20 protein-coding genes are annotated in these 19,053 nt (G+C 36.5%); 5 read left to right on the top strand and 15 right to left on the bottom strand.

Annotation, left to right across the window (positions count from 1 at the left end):
* Positions 1-11: 11 nt before the first annotated feature.
* On the bottom strand, positions 12-1,790 hold the full coding sequence (gene aspS, locus AC6UD6_RS02840; RefSeq protein WP_500695602.1) for an aspartate--tRNA ligase: 1,779 nt from the start codon (positions 1,788-1,790) through the stop codon (positions 12-14).
* A gap of 348 nt (positions 1,791-2,138) precedes the next feature.
* Between aspS and AC6UD6_RS02835 the strand changes: the two genes are divergently transcribed.
* On the top strand, positions 2,139-2,990 hold the full coding sequence (locus tag AC6UD6_RS02835; protein ID WP_500695601.1) for an N-acetylmuramoyl-L-alanine amidase family protein: 852 nt from the start codon (positions 2,139-2,141) through the stop codon (positions 2,988-2,990).
* Between the two features lie 13 nt (positions 2,991-3,003).
* Positions 3,004-3,852, top strand: a complete 849-nt coding sequence (locus AC6UD6_RS02830; protein WP_500695600.1) for a fructosamine kinase family protein — start codon at positions 3,004-3,006, stop codon at positions 3,850-3,852.
* Here the strand turns inward: AC6UD6_RS02830 and AC6UD6_RS02825 are convergent.
* From AC6UD6_RS02825 to AC6UD6_RS02780, 10 genes are all read right to left on the bottom strand, one after another.
* Positions 3,841-4,473 carry an HAD-IA family hydrolase gene (locus AC6UD6_RS02825; RefSeq protein ID WP_500695599.1) on the bottom strand — a complete coding sequence of 211 codons (633 nt, stop codon included), beginning with the start codon at positions 4,471-4,473 and terminating at the stop codon, positions 3,841-3,843. The genes AC6UD6_RS02830 and AC6UD6_RS02825 overlap by 12 nt on opposite strands.
* Before the next feature lies 1 nt (position 4,474).
* Positions 4,475-4,930: a D-aminoacyl-tRNA deacylase gene (gene dtd, locus AC6UD6_RS02820; RefSeq protein WP_500695598.1), complete on the bottom strand. Its 456-nt coding sequence runs from the start codon at positions 4,928-4,930 to the stop codon at positions 4,475-4,477.
* 6 nt (positions 4,931-4,936) lie between these two features.
* Complete coding sequence (locus tag AC6UD6_RS02815) at positions 4,937-7,162, bottom strand: RelA/SpoT family protein (protein WP_500695597.1); 2,226 nt, start codon at positions 7,160-7,162, stop codon at positions 4,937-4,939.
* 6 nt (positions 7,163-7,168) lie between these two features.
* Complete coding sequence (locus tag AC6UD6_RS02810) at positions 7,169-7,912, bottom strand: RsmE family RNA methyltransferase (RefSeq protein ID WP_500695596.1); 744 nt, start codon at positions 7,910-7,912, stop codon at positions 7,169-7,171.
* Positions 7,913-8,869, bottom strand: a complete 957-nt coding sequence (gene prmA, locus AC6UD6_RS02805) for a 50S ribosomal protein L11 methyltransferase (RefSeq protein WP_500695595.1) — start codon at positions 8,867-8,869, stop codon at positions 7,913-7,915.
* A 36-nt stretch (positions 8,870-8,905) separates the two neighbouring features.
* Positions 8,906-9,229 (bottom strand): hypothetical protein, encoded by a 324-nt coding sequence (locus tag AC6UD6_RS02800; RefSeq protein ID WP_500695594.1) that lies wholly within the window; start codon positions 9,227-9,229, stop codon positions 8,906-8,908.
* Between the two features lie 152 nt (positions 9,230-9,381).
* Positions 9,382-9,768: a VOC family protein gene (locus tag AC6UD6_RS02795; RefSeq protein WP_500693823.1), complete on the bottom strand. Its 387-nt coding sequence runs from the start codon at positions 9,766-9,768 to the stop codon at positions 9,382-9,384.
* Positions 9,769-9,865: 97 nt separating this feature from the next.
* Positions 9,866-10,228: a hypothetical protein gene (locus AC6UD6_RS02790; RefSeq protein ID WP_500695593.1), complete on the bottom strand. Its 363-nt coding sequence runs from the start codon at positions 10,226-10,228 to the stop codon at positions 9,866-9,868.
* A gap of 20 nt (positions 10,229-10,248) precedes the next feature.
* Positions 10,249-10,563, bottom strand: a complete 315-nt coding sequence (locus AC6UD6_RS02785) for a hypothetical protein (RefSeq protein ID WP_500695592.1) — start codon at positions 10,561-10,563, stop codon at positions 10,249-10,251.
* On the bottom strand, positions 10,556-11,854 hold the full coding sequence (locus tag AC6UD6_RS02780; protein ID WP_500695591.1) for a Y-family DNA polymerase: 1,299 nt from the start codon (positions 11,852-11,854) through the stop codon (positions 10,556-10,558). The genes AC6UD6_RS02785 and AC6UD6_RS02780 overlap by 8 nt, the downstream gene beginning before the upstream one ends.
* Positions 11,855-11,983: 129 nt before the next feature.
* On the opposite strand from AC6UD6_RS02780, the gene AC6UD6_RS02775 reads away from it, so the two are divergent.
* Positions 11,984-12,433: a sunset domain-containing protein gene (locus AC6UD6_RS02775; protein WP_500695590.1), complete on the top strand. Its 450-nt coding sequence runs from the start codon at positions 11,984-11,986 to the stop codon at positions 12,431-12,433.
* Positions 12,430-13,212, top strand: coding sequence for a DNA/RNA non-specific endonuclease (locus tag AC6UD6_RS02770; RefSeq protein ID WP_500695589.1), 783 nt, complete (start codon positions 12,430-12,432; stop codon positions 13,210-13,212). The genes AC6UD6_RS02775 and AC6UD6_RS02770 overlap by 4 nt, the downstream gene beginning before the upstream one ends.
* Before the next feature lie 45 nt (positions 13,213-13,257).
* Here the strand turns inward: AC6UD6_RS02770 and pnuC are convergent, their stop codons facing one another.
* Entirely contained in the window at positions 13,258-14,022 is a 765-nt protein-coding gene (gene pnuC, locus AC6UD6_RS02765) for a nicotinamide riboside transporter PnuC (protein ID WP_500693829.1), read from the bottom strand.
* A gap of 294 nt (positions 14,023-14,316) precedes the next feature.
* Here pnuC and AC6UD6_RS02760 point away from each other — a divergent pair, with 294 nt between their 5' ends.
* Positions 14,317-14,586, top strand: a complete 270-nt coding sequence (locus tag AC6UD6_RS02760) for a hypothetical protein (protein WP_500695588.1) — start codon at positions 14,317-14,319, stop codon at positions 14,584-14,586.
* 812 nt (positions 14,587-15,398) lie between these two features.
* Here the strand turns inward: AC6UD6_RS02760 and AC6UD6_RS02755 are convergent.
* The 3 genes from AC6UD6_RS02755 to dnaJ form a co-directional block, all read right to left on the bottom strand.
* Positions 15,399-15,884: a GNAT family N-acetyltransferase gene (locus AC6UD6_RS02755; protein ID WP_500695587.1), complete on the bottom strand. Its 486-nt coding sequence runs from the start codon at positions 15,882-15,884 to the stop codon at positions 15,399-15,401.
* Between the two features lie 29 nt (positions 15,885-15,913).
* On the bottom strand, positions 15,914-17,752 hold the full coding sequence (gene lepA, locus AC6UD6_RS02750) for a translation elongation factor 4 (protein ID WP_500695586.1): 1,839 nt from the start codon (positions 17,750-17,752) through the stop codon (positions 15,914-15,916).
* A 115-nt stretch (positions 17,753-17,867) separates the two neighbouring features.
* Positions 17,868-19,013 (bottom strand): molecular chaperone DnaJ, encoded by a 1,146-nt coding sequence (gene dnaJ / locus AC6UD6_RS02745; RefSeq protein ID WP_500693833.1) that lies wholly within the window; start codon positions 19,011-19,013, stop codon positions 17,868-17,870.
* Positions 19,014-19,053 lie beyond the last annotated feature (40 nt).

Raw genomic sequence — 19,053 nt, 5'->3', positions numbered from 1 at the left:
TTAGCTAATATTTAATTATCCCTTTTATCAACTGAAATGCCTAATTCATCTAACTGTTTGTCAGAAACAGGTGTAGGAGCACCAGTCAATGGTTCAACTGCCTTTGAATTCTTAGGGAAGGCAATTACATCTCGAATATTACCACGATGTGCTAATAACCTAGCAAAACGATCTAATCCAATTGCCAAACCACCATGTGGTGGAAAACCATAATCCAATGCTCTAAGGAAATACCCAAATTGATTCTCCGCACTTTCCTTAGTAAATCCGAGGGCTTTAAACATCTTTTCTTGAAGATCACGGGTATGAATACGAATTGATCCTCCACCAAGCTCCAGTCCATTCAGAATAATATCATAACTTTGAGCATGCGCTTTGTGGGGATCTTCTCCATCATTTAGGTAATGTTCGTCACCTACATTTGGCATCGTAAATGGATGGTGAGCAGCAACCCAACGCCCAGCACCCTCATCATATTCAAATAGTGGCCAATCAACAATCCAAAGGAAATTATACTTGTCTTCTGGAATCATATTTAACTCATTGGCAATGGCAACCCGGAGATATCCTAAAGTATCAGCCACTACCTTACTCCGATCAGCAGCAAATAATAACAAGTCACCGTCTTTTGCCCCAGTGGCTTTTTTAATTTTACTTACCATTTCTGGATCTTTGAAGAATTTAGCGATTGGGCCAGAGAATCCATCATCAGTGACTTTCATCCATGCAAGTCCCTTAGCGCCAAAACGCTTTACGTATTCACCGTACTTATCAATATCTTTTCTTGAGAAGTTTGCTGCACCACCAGGAACAGCAATGGCTTTAACCTGACCACCATCTTTAATTGCTGAATCAAATACCTTAAAGTCCGAATCAGTCACTACGTCCGAAAGATCCTTTAATTCCATCCCAAAGCGAGTATCCGGTTGATCTGTACCAAATCGGTCCATTGATTCCTGCCAAGTAATCCTCTCAAAAGGCAGATTAACATCAACGTCAACCGTATCTTTCATGACCTTTTTAATTAATCCTTCTGTGATTTCTTGAATTTCTTCAGCAGAAAGAAATGAAGTTTCCATATCAATCTGGGTAAATTCTGGTTGACGATCACCCCGTAAGTCTTCATCTCTGAAGCACCGTGCAATTTGATAATAGCGATCAAATCCAGCTCCCATTAGTAATTGTTTAAACTGCTGCGGAGATTGAGGTAATGCATAAAATGATCCCGGATATACTCTTGATGGGACTAGGTAGTCTCTTGCTCCCTCTGGAGTCGAAACCGTTAGATCTGGGGTTTCAATATCGATAAATCCATTCTCGTCAAAATACTTGTGAGTAGACTGTAAGATCCGATTTCGGATCAATAATCCCTTTTGCATCACTGGACGTCTAAGATCAAGATAACGATACTTTAATCTTAAGTCATCAGATGCATTGATATCATTTTTGATTTCAAATGGGGTTTGCTTGGAAGTACTTAAAACCTTAGCGTCAGAAACATCAACTTCAACTTTTCCGGTATGGATATCCGGATTAATTTCTTTTTCTGCTCTAGCAACCACTTTTCCTTTAATCTGGATAACATACTCATTTTTAACTGATTCGGCTACTTTAAAGGCTTCTTTGCCATTTTTTTCATTAAAAACCAACTGAACGATCCCAGCACGATCACGTAAGTCAATAAAAATAAGACTTCCCAGGTTACGCTTTTTAGCAACCCATCCATCTAAGACTACTTCTTGATCTAAATAATCCTCGTTAACGTTTCCAGCATACGTTGTTCGCTTCATGTACTAATCTTCCTCTCATTTAATTGAGTCAAAAGCATAAAAAAAGCGCACCATGTAATTACAAGGGCGCAATTAGCACGGTACCACCTTTTTTAGTTTCTTTTGTTTATTCATTTTACCTCGATGCGTCTTTACCATTTATAGGACACGCCCTCTCAGCACTTGGACGTTCTCTTCAGACCACTAAACGGTTACTATTCATCGTCAACAGCATTTTAAATCACTTTAAGACTAATAAAACCCACATAAATTGTCAAGATTCTAGTGAATATTTTTATTATATGCTTAAACAAAAAGTCAAAAAGTTATACTATTATGAGTAATCGTATCATTAATGAGGTCGAAAAGATGAATATAAATTTATACATAAAAAATAAACGCGGTTTTTACACTACTTTGATAATTGTTGGCGCAACCTTGATCATTCTTTTAGTTATGTTAATAAAAAATAATGTCAGTATTGGCTTTAATAACCTGGACATAAAATCCGGTCCAGGGATTGAATATCGTACGGTCAAAACCATTAACCGAGGAACTAGACTTCAAATTCTAAGTGAAAAAGACAACTGGTACAGAGTTGTATATCAAAACCAAAAGATTGGTTGGGTACCTACTTGGTTAGTCAATAATCGTAAGCTTAATAAAGCCACTAAACTATCAGAAACAACCATCGTCTTAGACCCTGGTCATGGAGGAAGTGACTCGGGTGCACTATCAACCAGCGGGCAAAAAGAAAAAAACTACACCCTTAAACTAGCCCAACAAGTCGCAAATAAGCTGCGTAATCGTGGTGCGCATGTTATCATGACAAGGGATTCAGATAAGACGGTTAGTCTATACAAACGACCCGATTTTTCAACTGATAATCATGCCAATTTCTTCGTGAGTTTCCATTTTGATTCATCCAGTACCGATAATACCGCAAGTGGATTTACCAGCTACTACTATCATTCAGGAAAATCAAAACAACTGGCATCTGACATCAATTCCAATATGGATGATGTTCCCCTTAATAATCGTGGTGTCCAAGTTGGTAACTATTTAGTGATTAGGGATGTCTCAATCCCATCGGTTTTACTCGAAATGGGATACATTAATAATGACCATGACTTTAGTAAGATTAAAAATGCTAGTTACCAAAATCTCGTTGCAAATGATGTAACCAATGGAATCAATAATTATGTAAACAAGACTTATTAGAAGGGAGTTTACTATGAAAAAATTAAATCAAGATTGGATTACTCAATTACCATTAAAGAACGTTGAATCGTTAACTCCGGTTTCAGGCGGAGACATCAATGACTCATATCAAGTTAAAACTCCAGATAAAACTTATTTTATGAAGGTCCAGCCTAATCGTGGAAAAGTATTCTTCGATCATGAAGTTGAAGGAATTCACTTGTTATCGAAAGCGGCCAACGTCCCAACGGTAGTAGCATCTGGTGAAATTGATGGTGACGGCTTTTTAATCCTGGATTGGATTGACGTTGGTTCTGGAAACCAATACGATCTTGGCAAAATGGTCGCAAACGTTCATAAAATTCATAACGATCAGTTTGGATTAGACCAAAACTTTGATGCTGGAAAAATACCAAAAAATAACACCTGGCAAGACACTTGGCAAAAATTCTACGTCGAACAACGAATTGATCCGTTGGTAAAAATAGCAAAAGAAAAGGGCCGCTGGAATGATTCCAGAGACCAACATTATCAAGTTATGAGACAACAAATTATTGACTACTACACAAAACATCCCAGTATCCCAAGCCTGCTCCACGGAGACCTCTGGTCTGGGAATGCTATTTTTACAGCTAATCATGAGCCCATGTTGATTGATCCAGACGTCTACTTTGGCGACCGTGAGTATGACCTTGGTGTAACAACCGTCTTTGGTGGATTTAACCGCGATTTCTACCGCGGTTACAATGACACCTATCCAATTGAACCGGGTTTTGAAAACCGGGTCGGTTGGTACCGCTTCTATTACTCACTAATGCACGTTGTATTATTTGGGGAAACATTTGGGCCCTTATTAGACGGCGTGCTAAGTTCATTTAATTAAACTTAACATATCGTTAAAATCATGAACTACGTAATCTGGGTCTCCTGGTTCAACAATTACGTAGTCAGGATCGAAAAGGATGGTTTTAATTCCGGCATTATGACCAGCATCAACATCTAAACGTCGATCACCAATCATAAAAGTATCAGAGCGATCTAAATTCATCTTTTCAATTAAATAATTCAAAGACCCCGGATCAGGTTTCCTTTTAAAAGACTGTTTGCTGGTAACAAAACCAGTAAACAGTCTTTTTAAGTCAAAATGATCAAGTAGAGTTAATGCTTGGTCATCTCTATGAGTTAAAAGTCCGTTCTTTCCATCCGTTTTTAAAACTTTTAACAAAACAGATTGAACCCCTTTAAATGGCTTTGCTAACATAACTTCATCAACTTCAAACTTTTTATAGTCTTTTAGAAATTGATCTCGATTAAGATTAAATTCAGCGCAATATTTGGTCTCAGCCGAGCCCAATGAATGAACTCGCATATCTTCATAGATTGACTCAGGATCAAAGTTAACATCACTCACTCCATTCTCAGCTAACGCCTTACAAAACGAAGTCACCATGTACGGGTAAGTATTAAAAAGTGTTCCATCAAAATCCCAAACTGCATTTGTCATGTTAAATCTTTCCTTTTTTCTGATAATTCAAAATAAATGTGGCAGGACCATGGTTCTCTAAATCAACGTTCATATCGGCACCAAACACGCCAGTTTCAACTTTCAATCCGATCTCTTTGAGTGCGTCATTAAACTTTTCGTAAATGAGTTTAGCGTGCTCAGGATTACCAGCTCCAGTGAAAGTTGGGCGATTTCCCTTTTTGGTGTCAGCAAGTAATGTAAATTGCGAAACAGAAAGAATTGAGCCGTTAACTTGCTGGATGTTTAAATTCATCTTGCCATGCTCATCTTCAAAAATCCTTAGATGAGCAACCTTATGAACAAGATGATTAATTTCCACTTGTCCATCGGATTCTGTAACACCAACTAAGATCATATATCCGTTACCTATTTTCCCGTTTATTTTACCATCAATACTTACGCTTGCATGATTAACTCGTTGAATCACTAATTTCAATCTTCCTCATCCTTCCGTTCGTTTAACTTCATAAACATCAGGAACAGCACTCACACTATCAATAATGCGATTTAGTTGTTGAATATTTCTTACGCCCACAGAGACTCGGATAGAAACAAGGTCTTCGTGAATGACCTTTCCTTCAACTGAATTCAAATTCTTAGTAGCAGAATTAACTCGTTTTAAGATATCGTTTAAAAGACCACTTCGGTTGTACCCTTGAATCTCTAAATCACTACTATAAGTAATGACATTATTATCAATTTTACGCCAACTAAGATTAATAATTCGATTATTACCATTCTTTGCTTGAATTAAGTTAGGACAATTACTTCTATGAACTGAGATACCATTTCCCATTGTGATGTATCCCTCAATGTCATCTCCTGGAACCGGATCACAACAACGACTGATATGAACTAATAGGTTGTCAACGCCTTGAATCTTGATGTTATCTTCTGGTTTCTTTCCTTGTTCTGCGTCCTCACTCTCATGTGAGATGGTTTTATGACCTTCTAATACATCACGTTCGGCATCTTTTTGTCGTTTCTTCTCAATTTCATCTTTTTCTGGTTCTAGTAAACGATTAACAACTCCGTTAGGTTGAATATCACCAAACCCAATGGCTGCATATAAATTATCGATACTTGTATAATGCATTTCATTGATAACACGGGATAAATTATCATCAGTTAAAATGGTAGCCGGATCAAATCCAGAATCGACAATTTCTTTTTCAAGTATTTCTCTTCCAGAATTAATGTCATCATCGTGACTACTCCGTTTGAAAAATTGCTTAATCTTATGCTTAGCACGACGCGTTTTAACCATGCCCATCCAGTTCTTGCCAGGACCGTCGGAGCTACTGGAAGTGATAATATCAACAATATCTCCATTTTTAATTTCATAATCTAGGGGAACTAATTTACCATTAACTCGTGCCCCTGTGGTTGAATTACCAACATCCGTATGAATTGAGTAAGCCATATCAATCGGAATTGACCCCTTGGGTAATTCAATAACATCACCTGATGGAGTAAAGGCATAAACTCGGTCGCTAAATAAATCCCCTTGGACACTATCCATGAAATCAGAGGCGTCCTCTGACTCCTCTTGAATTTCAATGATCTTTTTAAAAAGATTGAGTTGAACATTGTTTTTATTACTTTCAACCTCGTCCTTTTTACCTTCTTTGTAAGCCCAGTGAGCAGCAACACCATATTCAGCAATTCGATGCATTTCCTCAGTTCGAATTTGAATTTCAAGTGGTTTGCCTTCAGGACCAACAACTGTAGTATGCAACGATTGATACATATTAGGCTTGGGCATTGCAATGTAATCCTTAAACCGATCTGGGAACGGTTTCCATTCAGTGTGGATTGCACCTAAAACTGCATAACAATCCTTTACCGATTTCACAATCACCCGAACAGCTAGTAAATCATAGATTTCTTTAAAATCTTTATGTTTATCATGCATCTTACGATAAATGGAGTAGATATGTTTAGGCCTTCCATAGACTTCTCCCTTGATTTCCAGGCCCTTAATCGCTTGTTGAACTTTTTTTACGGCATTATCAACGTATGCCACTCGCTCATTCCGCTTGGAATTCATCAAATCAACAATTTGATAATAATCATCAGGCTTTAAGTAACGCAAAGAAAGATCTTCTAATTCCCACTTAATCGTTCCAATTCCGAGCCGATCAGCTAAGGGGGCATAGATATCTAAAGTTTCTTGAGCAATTCGCTTTTGCTTGTCTGGGCGAAGAGCATCTAACGTTTCCATGTTATGCAATCGATCTGCTAATTTAACAATCATTACTCGAATGTCTTTGCACATTGCTAGTAATAGTTTCCGGTGATTTTCAGCAAGTTGTTCTTTACTCGATTTATACTTAATCTTACTAAGCTTTGAAACTCCATCAACGATTAATGAAACGTGTTTACCAAAAAGTTCAGTAACATCTTCAATCGTTGCACCGGTGTCTTCAACCACATCATGAAGAAAACCAGCCGTGATCGTTTCTGCATCCATATGAAGATCAGTTAAAATGCCTGCTACCTCAACAGGATGATTAATATAAGGCTGCCCAGAAGCACGTTCTTGCCCCTCATGAGCAATTTTGGCAAATTTATACGCTTTTTTTATCATTTGAACATCACTATCATCAAGATACTCAGAAGCATCACGAAAGATTTCTTGTGGTGTCCATTCTTTAATTTTCGACATTATATCCTACTCACCTTGTTTTAATTCTAATATAGTTGAAACGGCTGATAAAAAATATAAAGGCGCTGATTCAGTTCGCAAAATCCTCGGCCCCAATCCGACGGGAACAAAACCATCTTGCTTTAATTGTTCGATTTCTTTAAGTGAAATTCCACCTTCAGGTCCAAAAAAAGCGGTCAAGCTTTTGCCAGGCTTCATTTCCGACACACATTCATACAATTTACTGTTTTCACCCTGTTTAGCCGATTCTTCATAGGCCACAACTTTTTGATCACTACTAAGTTTTTTTACCTTAGTGATTGAATCGGTGTACTTCACCATTGGAATAATATTTCGGTGAGATTGTTCGGCAGCACTTTGAGCGATTTTTTGAAGTCTCTTAATCTTCTTCGGTGCCTTATTCCCCCATTTAGCAATTGACCACTCAGTAGGCACAAAAATAATCTCACTGACCCCCATTTCGGTTGCCTTTTGCGTGATGAGGTCGGCTTTGCTCGCCTTCGGGATTCCACAAATAATCGTTACTTTAACCGGAAGTTCAGTATTTTGACTAGTTACATGAACAATCTTAATTGTTGAGGCCGTTTCATCAACTAATTCCCCAATATAAATAATATTTTGACTAGAAACAAACTCAGCCTTGGTTCCAGCTTTTGCTCTCATAACCCCAACAAAATGATGTGTCACATCGTTTGGAAGTTTAACAATTTGACCCACTTTTAGTGGCTTATCTAAAAAGTAGTGTTGCAATTAATTAACCTCAATATCTTTCTTTGCAATTACTGATCGCCAATCATCCATACTTAAAACTTGATCAACCTTAAAATGATGTTTTTTTAGCGCGTCAATCACTAGCTCTAATTTATCGGCAATAATACCGGAATTAATGAACATGCCACCTTCATTTAAACATTGTTCTGCTTGCGGGATTAACGGAATGATAATCTCAGCTAAAATATTAGCTACCACAATATCTGCTTTTTCATCGATTCCATTTAACAAATTATTAACACTAACGTTGATTCCCTTCATCCCAGAATTTAATTCAATGTTTTTTTCAGCTGATTTAACGGCCACCTTATCGACATCATAAGCATTTATATTGCCAGCACCAAGTTTCCTCGCTGCAATACATAGCACTCCAGATCCAGTTCCAACGTCAAACACTCTTTCGTTTCCTCTAATAACAATCTCAAGTGCTTGCATGGCAAGTTTAGTAGTAGGATGGGTGCCGGTTCCAAATGCCATTCCAGGGTCTAATTTTACCATCAACTCGTCAGAGCTTTTGACATCATAGTCTTCCCAACTTGGGACAACGGTTAAAAATCGTGTCACCCGTTCTGGATGATAATACTTTTCCCAAGATGTCGCCCAATCCTCATCTTTTACATCATGAACATTTATCACATTTTTACCAGGATTCAAACCGAACCGCGTTAAATCAGCAACTTTTTCATGAATCTTTTTTACGGTCGCATCTACCTCAATATCATCCTGAAAATAAGCACTTACTTTAGCGTTAACTAGATCGTTATCAGCTTTAGAATCTCCCAATTCATACTGATCCCAATTAGATTCTCGTTTTAAAACCTCATAATCATTTCTATCATTAATCTGAACTCCATTTGCTCCAAAGTCCATTAAAATATTAGCGACCGCATCAACTGCTTCGTGACTGGTTTCAACTGAAATCTCGACTAAGTTCATTGTTACCCCTCATTCTTTTTATAAAAAAAGCACCCGTTAATTGGATGCATTATTTTTATTGTCCTCAATTTTTTTAAGCTTCTGCTCGTGTTGTTTCAAATGACCAGCCAAATACTTAAGCAATCCTCGTTCTGTCTTAAAAATCCGAGGATGCTTTTGTTTATGCAATCGAAGATCAATTTCCTTAATTCTTTGTCGCCCTGTCCATCCATGGCCATAACGAATAATGAGCCGATTATTTAAATTATCTTTACCGAAGCGAAATACATAGACGTTATCTGGAGTAATTAACGGTCTGATATATGTTTTTTTGTAATGATATCCTTGATCGCGCAAAAATCTTTTAGTTTGATCTAACATATTCATCCTCCTCTCATATTTTTAATAAAACTCGTTCTTAAAACCTTTAGTCTATATCATAATGGAGATATATTTAATTGGCAAGCATCTAACTTCCAGCAAACAAAAAGACGTGTATCGCCACGTCTTAATATAAACATTCAAACTATAAACTAAACAATTTGACAGAATTCAATTTTTTCGTGGTTAGGCCCATAAATGTTAAAGAAACGGATTCCCTTATCCCAGAATGGACGAGTATCAATTTCATCTTCCTGAACATCTAAGCCCATTTTCTTAGCTTCTTTAAACGCTGCGTCAGCATCAGTAGTGTTTAATGAGATATGGTTAATAGCGCCATCTTTATCAGCAACTGGATCGCCCTCCCATGTCTCAATCATTAAATTGCCATACTTCATAAAAGCACAACGATTTCCTTGATACATGAATTGACCAGCTTTATCAAAACCTAACTTCTTATAAAAATCAATCGTTTCATCTAAATCTTTTGCTGGAATACCAACATGTTGGATGCCGGTAAAGTAATTACTAAGTGCCATAATAATTCTCCTTATGATATATTTTTCACCATATGTGAAATCTCTAACAACTACATTGTAAGACATTAATGATAAATAATAAAGCCATCATCCTAGTTTATTTTATTAATTTAGCACTCACAATTTCATTCCATTGAAGAATTTGGTCTCCCACAATTACTAAGTTCTTATAATACCCTTTCATCCTACCGATAATTTGTTCCACTTTTAGTTCGTTTTTGTCATAATAAGCATACTGTAGTTCCACTCTCAGTCGACTGACAAACGATTTTTGCAGAATTTCATCAATTTTTGAGTGATCCATCTGATCATCTAATTTTCTGGTTTGCTCATTATCCTTTTCTTTCTTTATTTGATTTAGTTTACTGGTATGATCTGATAAAAAATAACCCTGCCATTTTTTAATCCCACGATCATGATAATCAAACTTAAAAAAATCATGTACAGCTTCTTCGTTCATAACGTTCTCCTAACTTTAAGTTAATCTTGAATTTTCTTCTGTGAATCAGGCCAAACCATGTCATCAAAATTACGATAATAAATGGTTAACAGGTTATATTCAGTTACATAGTTAACTACTTTTTCTAAAAGTTCCAAGTCGTAATCAGAAATAACATAGATTGGTTGCGATCGCTCCTGTTGATACTTCTTCTTAGAACTCAAAAACCAATCGTACTCTTTATCAAAAGTGTTATTAACAATCATTATCCAGTAGCGGGTCTTAGGAATTCGCAAAAATAGATGATTAATATGGGATAAAACTTGATTCCCAATAAAAATCACATCATTATTCATAAGAATTGCCTCCATTGTGTCCGCCAACCAAATTAGATCTTGAAATTGCGGTAGCACCGACACACAAACTATTGGCATTTAATAAAGCCGTGTTACCAAACCGTTTTCGAATTTGATCACCGGTTTTATTTAACACATTTTGTTTAATCATATTTTGATTATCCTTAAATAGGTTTAATTGTTCTCCAACCTTATTTGAGAGATGACTGTAGTCAACTCCAATATTTCGCACAACTTCACCGTGCCAGTTCCTTTCAAACAATTCAATTAAATAACGACCAAGGTCATGATCATCATCTGTTGGTTCAACTTTCATTGACTGAGAAAAACCATTGCTACCAATAAGCTGTTTTATTGAAAAAGAAAAGCCAACCCATAACGTCACACATCCGGCTTGCAGTCCATGATTACGAATTCGTGAAGCAACCTGACTCGCAATTTCTCTAATAACAACTTCAATCTCATCCCGCTTAACGTAATCACGTGGAAGTACCTGAGAATTACTGTAACTTTTTTCTTTAGTATGCAGGGGTTGTCTCAAGTTACTTCGATCAATTCCCCATGCAGTGGCAAATAGCTGTAATCCAATGACTCCCCTTTTTTCTTTCAACAGATACGGGTTAGCATGCGCCAATTCATACATATTATTAATATGAAGTCGCTTTAGATGGACTTTTGTTCTTTTTCCAATTCCCCAAACATCCGTTAATCTATTGATATTCCAAATCTTATCAGGAACATCTTCGTAATGAATCTCACCAATCAGGTCGTAATCATGCTTTGCATAAACGTCTAACGCTAGCTTAGCTTGAACGGGATTGTCACCAATCCCAACCGTTGTATACAGTCCTAAACGGCTTCTGACCTCCTCTTGAATTTTAAGGGCCACTTCCCTCAAACTACTACCAAACAATCTCCAAGTATGAGTCATATCCAATAATGACTCGTCAATTGAGTATGGCAAAATGTCGTGTTCATCAGTAAATTCAGCAAAAATATCATTAATTTGTAGATTCTTTTTAATGTATAAGTTCATTCGTGGAGGAACAATCAACAACCTTTCATCATCAGGAAGATCACGCTGACGACTAACGTTGCTAATCCCAAATAACTTTTTTGCCATAGGAGAAGCGGCCAGTATTAATCCTCCATTTGTATTAGCTTGTTCCGACATAACCACCAAAATCGAACGAAGTGGATTAAGTCCACGTTTAACACTCTCACAACTTGCATAAAAAGACTTATTATCAATGAAAAAGTAAACACCATGAGGTTCATCATCATAATTCAAAATATCACCTGCCCGAACATCTGTTCGTATTAAATATTACTATCTTTCATTTGCTTTGTAAATATAATTTTTTGCTTTTATTTTTTATGATATTCTAATTATATTAAGTAGAAACGGAGCATAATAACCATGCATCGAATCAAGAAAGCAATAATATTAATCGGCTGTACCTCATTACTATTCACTACTCCGGCAGTAATTCTGTCTGCTTCAAAATCTAGTAGATCAGAATTAATTTCCCAGAAAAAAGCACTCATTGAACAGAATCAACAACTATCAAAACAAATCAATCATACGGAAAATGATCTAAACAGTAGATATGTATCGATTAATCCAGTCTCAAATGTCAAAACAAACGACTCCGATACCTTAAAAACAAAACCTACACCAAATCATCAAGATCAAAGTAATAGCAATGACATCAATACTTCAAACGCTCAGCGAATCGTTGGAAATAAAAATTCACACATTTATCATGTCCCTGGCCAAACGGGTTACAAAATTAACAGCCAAAACGTCATCTACTTTAATTCGGAGGCAGACGCACAAGCAGCTGGATATCGGAGGGCTAAACGATGAAAAAGTTCCTGCTATTTCCAATCATGGTATTATCCTTATTACTTGCTGGATGTTCACAACAAACCAATTCAAAAGAACATAAAAGCCCCCATGATAATGAAAGTACCCAGCAACTTGAAAAAAGCATTAATCAACTTCAAGGGCAAGTTGATACTAAAAGATCAAAGCTTAAAAAACTTCAATACCAATTGAAGCATGCACCAGATTTAAAATTAAGTGACTTAAATTACGACGGAAATCAAGAAGTAGAAGTTGATCACAATAATCCTAATTTTTCTACTGAAGAATTGCGTAATGAACGCCCCTGGTTACGATTTAGTAACCTTGATCATCTTAACCGAGCCACCGATGCTAACGGTATGTTAAACGTTAAAACAATGCCCACTAAGAAACGTGAACCACTTACCTTTAATCCCACTGGATGGCACAATAAACACACCAACAGTGGTTGGTTATATAACCGAAGTCATCTGATTGGTTACCAACTATGTGGTGAAAACAATAATCCCAAAAACTTAATAACTGGGACAAGGACGTTAAATTCCCCATTAATGCTTTATCATGAGGATGATATTGCTACTTATCTAAAAGAAAATCCAAATAACTACGTTAGATATCAGGTCACTCCGATTTATCGAAATAATGAATTACTTAGTCGTGGTGTCCAAATGAGAGCCCAATCAGTCGGAAGTAATCAAATTCACTTTAACGTGTACATTTTTAACGTCGAGCCAGGATACAATATTAATTATCAAACTGGATACAGTACCAAATCATAAAAAAAGGACAGTGACCATCTAGTCACTGTCCTTTCAATTTAAATATTAATGATTGGTTGGTTTCGTATGAAACCATGCAATGTTTTTGTCAAAGAAGCTTAACAAGTCATTACATAAGTACAAAATGTAAGTTAAGAATAACGTCCAATTGGCACCACCCTGATATGCAGTAATGCCCCACAGAATAATCGAGAAAATCCCTTGGGCAAGCCAGAAATAATAAGTATCTCGAAACCTTAAAGTCGTAAGTAAAGCACCAGTAATTCCAATTGTGGCCGCAAAACTATCTACAAAAGGACGAGGGCTGTCACTGTATCCATGCTCCCAGGCATATAAAGCTCCTAGTACAACAACAAAGAAAAGAGCTGTCAACCCCCAATTCATAAACGTTTTTTTAAGGTTACCCTTAACAGTCAATTTCTTAATATGTTCATCAACATTAGTAGCCCAACTAGGAATTAACAAGACCGGAATATCCAAAAGTACAATGTATGTAGTTTGGAGAATAATATCATTGTAATTCTTAGCAGTGAATGCAACATAGATATAAATCAAAGCACTAATCAAACCAAAAATTCCATTTAATGGTTTCGTATTAGTAATTGAAATGGTAGTAGTAAATCCGAGCATCCCCGCTAACATCGTCATAATCGCAATAAACGAAAGTGGTTGTGTGACAGTTGATCCAGCAATGACTCCCAAACCAAATAGGAGCAACAAATAGCTTTTAAAGCTCCAACCTTTCATCTGATTGACATACCAATTAGGCTTTAATATGTCATAAGCCGCAATGTTGTTTTTCTCTGACATAAATAATCATCCCTTCGACAAATTTGAATTCACTTTTCATCATTACACACTTATAATCTCTAAACAAATTTGCTAACAACCCTAACTTTTATAAATTGGCCCAACATTGGTCCATAAAAAAATTTTTTTATTTTTATAGCTTCATTTTTTATTCGATCATAAGAGAGAAATTGATAAAAAAATTCAAAGTGTGACAAATTAAGATAAATGTATCATTTATAAAATATAAAAGATATTGTAAATGCAAACAAAAAATATGTATAATGAATAATGAAGTATAAAGGAGGAAATAACATGCTAGTAAATGTCCCATTTGCAATCAAAGCCGATGGAGTTCATGATCTTAGAAAAGTTACCGTAAAAATGCCATCTGGTGAAAAAGTAGAATTAGACGCCGTCACCCTTGACGATATTGATCGTGATCATGAACATCTTTTAACCATTACAAAAGACGCTAAACATGAATTGGGAGCTCCTGGTGAAAGTATTTCCTTTGATGAATTCGGTGAAAAGAACTCATTCCCATCAAATAATAAGGTTGTGTTCATGGCAATTCCAAAATAAAAAGAAGTACTACCTAACAGATAGTACTTCTTTGGTAAATAAGCATCATAATTATGAGAATCCACTGGTAAAATTTCGTAAAGTGTGATTAAATATAGAGTGTAGATTAGAGAGGTAATAAATTTCTGTTACATTCTCAACATTCACATCAGCTAAGGCTTTCCACTCCTACTGCTTATTAGTCTTAGACACGTGTGCTCTTTTATTTCATAGATCTTTACTTATTAGATTGTTACTTCTCATAACTATGCTACAGTTCTTGAACCTCTCTAATCGTAGAAAGCACTCAATTTGAGTGCTTTTTTTGTACATTCAAATCCCCTGGCGTGAATTCTTTAATCTTTACCTTACTTTTACAGTATATTATATTAGCTGTTACTAATCAAGTATATAAGTAAAAAATATCAAAATATACTCCTTATAAGAGAACACAAAGACTAATCATAAAGCAATTTTTATCTTATAAAAAATTTTTCTAAGAAATTTTTACAATTATATTGTTTCCCATATCACATATCTTAACACCCATGACAACGGGATTAATAGTGGCAATTCATAATTAAAAACAAAGAACCCTTTCGTTTGATAGTTGGAAAAGTTAGTCATATCACTTCATTAGTGTACTCAATCCAATTGTGTAATCCATAACATTAACTAATGATTTTCATAATCATAATACCGGCATTTCATGAAATTTATTAACAATTAACGGAAAGAATAATATCATTTAAACTAAAAAACCACTATTCTATAATAGTGGTTTTTAGTACTAAATAAAATAATAAATTTTAATTTTTAAAATATCATAATTATTATTTAAAAAGCGGTTCGTGGGCCATATTTACATGTTCAACATTTCCCTCCATGAAAACTTCTCCTTCTGGTCGAAAACCAAATGAAGCATATAAATTTTCAACGTATTTTTGTGCCTCAATAATAATCTCTTTATGAGGATATTTTTCCTTAATAACCCTCATCACTCTTTGAACTAATTTTGTTCCCAAATGTTTCCCACGTTGTTCGGCAGAAACAGCAATTCTTCCAAAAGTTATATAGTAATCTTGTTTATATATTCGACCATAAGCAATAACGTGATTTTGATCGTTAAGCAAAAAAACATGCCATGCCTTCTTGTCATTATCATCAATATCCTGCAAAGTAATCTTTTGTTCTACTACAAACACTTCGCATCTCAGTTGATAAATATCAAATAATTCGTTCAAAGTTAATTGATCAAATGACTTTACCATCCACATATATTCACTTCCAATCATCAAATTTAACTTATTATAACCCATAATTGTTAGTATCAAAAAAGCGGCAACTACTATTTGTCGCTTTTTTGGTCTTCATCAGTTTGTAAGACAGCCATGAAGGCTTCTTGAGGAATATCAACCTTTCCAACCGCTTTCATCCGCTTTTTCCCACGTTTTTGCTTCTCAAGTAACTTCGCTCTTCGATCAGGGTCACCAGTATGAATTCTAGATGTCACATCTTTTCGATAAGCTTTAATATTAGTCCTAGCAATAATGGTAGCGCCAATTGCTGCTTGAATTGGAATTTCAAAATTTTGTCTTGGAATAATACTCTTGAGTTTTTTAACAATTTCACGACTTCGGCCAGCAGCAAACTGTTTATGGGAAATAAAACTTAAAGCATCGACCTTATCACCGTTCAATAGAATATCCACTTTAACTAAATCACTTTGTCGATACTCAGATAATTCATAGTCAAGTGATGCATAACCATGCGTACTTGATTTTAATTTGTCGAAAAAATTAAAAATAATTTCCGATAATGGCATTTGATAAATGACATTCACTCTGGCATCGTCTAGATACCCCATCGTGACAAACTGACCACGTCGATCTTGACACATTTCCATCACAGCACCAACATAATCGTTTGGCACCATGATACTAGCCTTAACAAATGGTTCCTTAATATCCTTAATTGCTGATACATCTGGCATTTCAGATGGATTTTCAACTTCAAGTGTACTTCCGTCATTTAAATCCACATGATAAGTTACTGATGGAGCCGTAGTAATTAAATCCAGCCCAAACTCACGTTCCAGACGTTCCTGAACCACGTCCATGTGAAGTAATCCAAGGAACCCACAACGAAATCCAAAACCCAGTGCTTCAGACGATTCCGGCTCAAATTCAAGTGAAGCATCGTTTAATTTAAGTTTTTCAAGTGCTTCCCTTAAATCACCAAACTTCGCATTATCAGTTGGATACAATCCAGCATAAACCATGGGAATCATTTCACGGTATCCTGGTAGAGCTTTATCAGTTGGATTGTTTGCGTCAGTAACTGTATCGCCAACTCGCGTTTTAGTGATATCTTTAATGCTGGCAGTAATGTATCCCACATCCCCAGCCATTAAGTACTTTCGTTGAAGTGGCTTCGGCGAGTTAACACCAACTTCTGTGACTTCATATTCACTTCCACTGTTCATCAAGCGAATTTGATCTCCAGGCTTTACGACTCCATCATACAAACGAACACTTAGTACTACGCCACGATAATCATCGTAAACTGAATCAAAAACCAACGCCTTAAGCGGACCCTCAATATTTCCCTCAGGAGCAGGAATCTTTTTAACAATTTCCTCTAATAAGTTCTCAACCCCGAGTCCAGTCTTGGCACTAATCTCAACCGCATCAGAGGTATCCAATCCAATCACATCTTCAATCTCTTTTTTAGTTTTCTCGGGCTCTGCTGAAGGCAAATCAATTTTATTAATGACAGGAATAATTTCAAGATCATCATCCAAAGCCAAATAAACGTTAGCTAAGGTTTGGGCTTGAACTCCTTGAGTGGCATCAACAACCAGTAAGGCACCCTCACAAGCAGCCAGACTTCTAGAAACTTCATAAGAAAAGTCTACGTGTCCGGGAGTATCAATCAAATGAAATACATAATCAATCCCATCCTTACCATGATAAGTTAACTCAACCGCATTTAACTTGATGGTAATTCCACGTTCCCGTTCCAAATCCATATTATCCAAAATTTGATCTTGCATGTCCCTTTTAGAAACAGTGTCAGTCAACTCCAAAATTCGGTCGGCTAAAGTTGACTTACCGTGATCAATATGAGCAACAATAGCAAAATTTCTCGTCCGACGTTGCTTTTCCTTCATTTTTTTATAATCCACGATATTTTCCTACTTTCATTATTAATTCGTCCAAGTCGTTACTATTATTATAACAACCCGATATATGTATAACAAACAAATAAAGGAGCGGTTATTAAACCGCTCCTTTATTTGTTTATTTAAAAGCATCTTTCATTTTATCAAAGAAATTCTTGCCTTCTTCAACATTAGTATCACCACTAGCTTCAGCTAAAGCTTGTAAAGCAACTTTTTGTTTAGAGTTAAGTTTTTTTGGCGTCTGAACCTTAACTTTTACCATTTCGTCACCATTACCATTTCCATGAAGTTTAGGCGCACCCTTTCCTCTTAAACGGAAGACCGTCCCAGTCTGGGTGCCTGCAGGAATTTTCAAATCAACGTCACCATGAACGGTTTTAACTTTAATTTCTCCACCTAAACCAGCAGTGGCAAATGAAATTGGTTGATCAAAATAGATGGTAGATCCGTCTCTTCTAAAGTACTTGCTTTGAAGAACTCTAAAGATCACGTACAAGTCACCATAAGGACCGCCATTTTCACCGGCATCACCTTGACCCTGCATGTGCATTTGCTGTCCCTCTTCAACACCAGCAGGCACCGTAACTTCAAGAGAATGTTGTTTCTCAACTTTTCCAGTACCGCCGCAGGTTGGGCACTTCTCTTTAATTACTTTTCCAGTGCCGCCACAAACGGGACATGGTTCCTGGGTCTGCATCTGACCGAGCGGGGTATTAACCGTTTTAGTAACATAACCACTTCCATGACAGTTAGAACAAGTCTCTGGTTTAGTCCCGGGCTTAGCCCCAGTGCCATGGCAGGTCGGACAAGTTTCTTCACGATTATACTTAATGGTCTTTTTAGTCCCAAAAACAGCTTCATCAAATGTAAGTGTCATCTGATATTGCAAATCTCGTCCACGACGTGGTGCAGTTGGGTCAGCTTGACGACGTCTTCCGCCACCACCAAAAATATCATTGAAAATATCAGAAAAGTCACCAAATCCGGCACCTTGTCCGCCTGCACCAGCACCGGCTCCGCCACCAAAGCCTCCAAATCCTTGGGGACCATCAGCTGAACCATACTGGTCATAATTGGCTCGTTTCTTTTTGTCGCCTAAAACTTCATATGCTTCGGTTATTTCCTTAAACTTTGCCTCTGCATCTGGAGCTTTATTAATATCTGGATGGTATTTTTTTGATAATTTTCGATAGGCATGCTTAATGTCATCTTCACTGGCGCTTTTGTCCACGCCTAATACTTTGTAATAATCTTTATTAGCCATTAGTTCGCCTCCAAGCTCAAATAATACAACAAAAAGCCAA

The sequence above is a fragment of the Fructilactobacillus sp. X8R2C1 genome (assembly GCF_059900955.1).
Note: the sequence above shows the minus strand (reverse complement) of the source record. Positions and strands in the feature narration are given on the sequence as shown.

Coding starts and splice junctions, on each gene's coding strand:
- aspS (WP_500695602.1), bottom strand. CDS start 1,790: ATGAAGCGAACAACGTATGCTGGAAACGTTAACGAGGATTATTTAGAT.
- AC6UD6_RS02835 (WP_500695601.1), top strand. CDS start 2,139: ATGAATATAAATTTATACATAAAAAATAAACGCGGTTTTTACACTACT.
- AC6UD6_RS02830 (WP_500695600.1), top strand. CDS start 3,004: ATGAAAAAATTAAATCAAGATTGGATTACTCAATTACCATTAAAGAAC.
- AC6UD6_RS02825 (WP_500695599.1), bottom strand. CDS start 4,473: ATGACAAATGCAGTTTGGGATTTTGATGGAACACTTTTTAATACTTAC.
- AC6UD6_RS02815 (WP_500695597.1), bottom strand. CDS start 7,162: ATGTCGAAAATTAAAGAATGGACACCACAAGAAATCTTTCGTGATGCT.
- prmA (WP_500695595.1), bottom strand. CDS start 8,869: ATGAACTTAGTCGAGATTTCAGTTGAAACCAGTCACGAAGCAGTTGAT.
- AC6UD6_RS02800 (WP_500695594.1), bottom strand. CDS start 9,229: ATGTTAGATCAAACTAAAAGATTTTTGCGCGATCAAGGATATCATTAC.
- AC6UD6_RS02795 (WP_500693823.1), bottom strand. CDS start 9,768: ATGGCACTTAGTAATTACTTTACCGGCATCCAACATGTTGGTATTCCA.
- AC6UD6_RS02790 (WP_500695593.1), bottom strand. CDS start 10,228: ATGAACGAAGAAGCTGTACATGATTTTTTTAAGTTTGATTATCATGAT.
- AC6UD6_RS02785 (WP_500695592.1), bottom strand. CDS start 10,563: ATGAATAATGATGTGATTTTTATTGGGAATCAAGTTTTATCCCATATT.
- AC6UD6_RS02775 (WP_500695590.1), top strand. CDS start 11,984: ATGCATCGAATCAAGAAAGCAATAATATTAATCGGCTGTACCTCATTA.
- AC6UD6_RS02770 (WP_500695589.1), top strand. CDS start 12,430: ATGAAAAAGTTCCTGCTATTTCCAATCATGGTATTATCCTTATTACTT.
- pnuC (WP_500693829.1), bottom strand. CDS start 14,022: ATGTCAGAGAAAAACAACATTGCGGCTTATGACATATTAAAGCCTAAT.
- AC6UD6_RS02760 (WP_500695588.1), top strand. CDS start 14,317: ATGCTAGTAAATGTCCCATTTGCAATCAAAGCCGATGGAGTTCATGAT.
- AC6UD6_RS02755 (WP_500695587.1), bottom strand. CDS start 15,884: ATGGGTTATAATAAGTTAAATTTGATGATTGGAAGTGAATATATGTGG.
- dnaJ (WP_500693833.1), bottom strand. CDS start 19,013: ATGGCTAATAAAGATTATTACAAAGTATTAGGCGTGGACAAAAGCGCC.